The following is a 3,257-nucleotide window of genomic DNA, read 5'->3' as shown; positions in this document are numbered from 1 at the left end:
AGACTCAACCTACAGAGGCGTCATCTCGAGGACGGTCAGAAACGTGATCTAGCGAGGGAGTATCTAATCGATAGCTGGGACGGCGAGGCTACAGAACGCGAGGTTGCATCAAAGCTTGGTGTAGGTCAAAAGACGATCAACCGCGCCAAAAAAGAGCTTAAGCAGAATGGTAAACTGAGTCACCTGACTCAGCTTAACACATCTGAAAAACGTGAGATAGTCAGAGACTACATCGATGACAATCCTGACGCCTCGAACCGCAAAGTAGCAAAAGAAGTCGACTGCGATGTCTCCCACGTGACTGTCGGCAAATGGCGTAAGTCTGAGGATCAAAACAAAGAGAGCGACTCGAACTCTGACTCTGACTCCGATAAATCTGAAGACTCCACTGACAAAAGCAGTAACTCCGAATCCGACTCAACTTCGGACAAAGAAAAGACAGACTCAGAGCTTTCTCTGACTCTTCGCAACGCTGACTCGAAAGAAGTCGAGAAACTCCGGAGTCTCAGAAACAAAGCCGATAAAGGCAACCAAACTGCCCAAGAGCAGCTACAGAGGATAGAAGACGACAGAACCTCAGTCCATACTGCTCACAAGAAAGTAGAAAAAGAGGAGGCAGAGAAAGAAGTAGAACAACAACGCCAGACAGACGGTGGAGAGACAGCCCCCAGTATAACCGCCAAACCCGCTCTGGAGTTCATCGAAGAGTACGAGAATAGAGCTGTCGACCTTCTGATCACCGACCCACCATACTGTACTGACGTAGACGATATCGACGGGTTCGCTCAAAGCTGGCTACCCACGGCACTCGAGAAAGTCAAAGACGACGGCTACGCATACGTCTTCATAGGCGGATACACTCAGGAGATCTATGCCTACCTATCTGTACTCACGGACATAGACAGGTTCGAGAGTCAGATCTTGATCTGGACATACAAGAACACCCTCGGCAAAGTACCGAAGAATCGCTACTCACGCAACTACCAAGCAGTCCTCTACCTACGTGGATCCGAAACCCAAGAACTCAACGCCCCCAAGACCTCCGAACAGTGGGCAGTACAAAACGTCAACGCACCTGACGGCAGGCACCAGCAAAAACACCACCGCTGGCAGAAGCCCGAAGAACTCATCGAACGCTTCGTGAGACACACAACCGAAGAAGGCGACCTAGTCGTCGATCCATTCGCTGGCTCGGGCACAACACTCAAAGTAGCCGCCGAACTTGCACGTGAAACGGTGGGATGTGACAAAGACCCGCAAGCCATAGAGACTGCGAAGGATAGGGGGTGTGTCGTAGAATGAGCTTTAGCGATGACCTAAAAAGTAGTGCCAACGCATTTGAGAAGGTAGTCTATCCCGAAATCGAGGGAGAGATAGACGGCAACGAAATCATCCCCGTAGAAAACGTCCACACAGAATCCGATGTCCAGAAGCTCCTTGATACGAGAGCAGGGATAGATGCCCTCGTTCGAGACGAAAAAGGCAGACTGTATGGAGTCGCAAGCCGCGTGCAGTATGGTGCTGACTGGGGGTCGTTTACAGTCCGAGGTTTTCGCTCTTCGGGATCCAAGACGGAGTACCGTAAACGGATAGAGGAGATAGAAGGCGACAAACACGCCATATATCCCTACTACACCTGCCAAGCATACGTAAAAGAGGGGCGTCTACTCAACGCGGCCGTCTGTAAAACCCAAGATCTCATAGAGTACATCGATCAAGGAGATTATCAGCAGGACTACGACGTCAAAATCTGTAATAAAGACGGAGACAGCCTACAGACTCTCTTTGTCGTGTTTTGGGGAGACTTCGTCGAAGAGCACGATCTGTATGTACACGATGCGAGTAACCTGAATTCGCTGTAAAAAGTCAGGTTCAGCTGTTTTTTGATAATCCAATGTCAAAGATAAGCCTAAGCCTAAGTCTCTCCGAGCTAACACGCAGGGAGTTTCACACCGAGTTCTGGAGTCAGAACTTCGAGTTGCTCGGTCAAGCAGTCCAAAGAATAGTCAAAGAGAAAGAACTCACGACCTGGAGTCAACTGCCGTCGTATCTCTGGCGTAACGGAGTCGACGAGATGAATAGAGAGTACGCAGTCGACATGGTAGCCTTCGAGTTCGAGAAAGAGACCTCGGTAGAGAGACTCAAAAACCTCACTCTTCTACTCGGTTCGGGTAAGAGGATCAGCCCCGTCGACGAAGAGTTATATGGCACCTACAACACGACAAAAGACGACGTCTTCGCACCCCTCAAGATCTTGAGTATAGCCGGCATACGTCCCAAAGTCGGTATAGACGTCGACTCCAGAGCGGTGGGTGGGATTGGAGGATTTTTTGATAAACTGAGTGAATATGTCGACTTAGAGATAGAGGTCAGCCTTGGAGACACAGACGAACCTACCCAACTACCCGAGTATGTTGATGTTAGGGTCAAGACAGATCCATCTAAGAGAGACAAGTACGGATACTGGGGTAAGCGAGAAGCCCTCCACAAAGCCGTAGAGACTCCGGACAGAGCTCTGAGAGTACTCGAAGAGATAGCTGATGATATACGGACCAAGAGCAACTACACCGAGTACACCTACGACGAACTACAGAAGATAACCGACCTCGACAGGAGTACTCTGATAACCTATACGAGGCTCTTAGAAGAGAATAATCTGATAGATAGGTCTCGGGACGAAAGACGTGTAAAGATCTCTCTGACCGACGTAGGTGTAGCTTTCACGAGTCTAGTCATGGACATCAGCGTAGAGAAGACAGCCAGATTCAGATCCTCTCTTTCAGATTTCTTCGTAGAAGGTCTTGACCCAGAGAAAGAAGTTAGTAAGACCGATGCCACCACGAGAAAACAGAGTAAGCCACCTCCAAAGACAAAGAAGAGCAAGGTGACCTAGCCTTACATCGACGCCTTACGGCAGTTTGTTAGCTTTCGTCTCGTTAGAGCCATCTCCGAGAAACTCTCGGCTCACTCGCACATGAGATCTTCGTCTCCTTGCGATTCTAGTGAAAGTAACCTAGACCGACCTTTTCTGAGAACAACGTCGAGAACCATACCAAAAATCCATCCTCAGCTCATTCTACGGATCCTCTGAGAAAGTCTTCTATAGAGTTTCTACCTAACTCCATTTGTCTGTTCTCAAGAAAAATCAAAGACAGCGTATACATAGTGCTATATGTAGTGCTATTCTTCTCTCCACGAGACTTACAGATAGAATTCTATTTCTTCTTTAGATGTCGTTACCCCCGTAGGCAGTCTAT

The 3,257-nt window shown here is 48.7% G+C and carries 3 protein-coding genes; all 3 read left to right on the top strand.

Annotated features, from left to right (window positions below):
* On the top strand, positions 1-1,302 hold a 1,302-nt coding region (locus SV253_09835; protein ID MDY6776350.1), incomplete at its 5' end, for a site-specific DNA-methyltransferase.
* Positions 1,299-1,862 (top strand): hypothetical protein, encoded by a 564-nt coding sequence (locus SV253_09830; GenBank protein ID MDY6776349.1) that lies wholly within the window; start codon positions 1,299-1,301, stop codon positions 1,860-1,862. The genes SV253_09835 and SV253_09830, both read left to right, overlap by 4 nt.
* Before the next feature lie 32 nt (positions 1,863-1,894).
* On the top strand, positions 1,895-2,893 hold the full coding sequence (locus SV253_09825) for a winged helix-turn-helix domain-containing protein (GenBank protein MDY6776348.1): 999 nt from the start codon (positions 1,895-1,897) through the stop codon (positions 2,891-2,893).
* The last annotated feature ends 364 nt before the right edge of the window (positions 2,894-3,257 follow it).

Origin of the sequence: Candidatus Afararchaeum irisae, assembly GCA_034190545.1 — an archaeon.
Lineage (GTDB): Archaea > Halobacteriota > Halobacteria > Halobacteriales > Afararchaeaceae > Afararchaeum > Afararchaeum irisae.
Note: the sequence above shows the minus strand (reverse complement) of the source record. Positions and strands in the feature narration are given on the sequence as shown.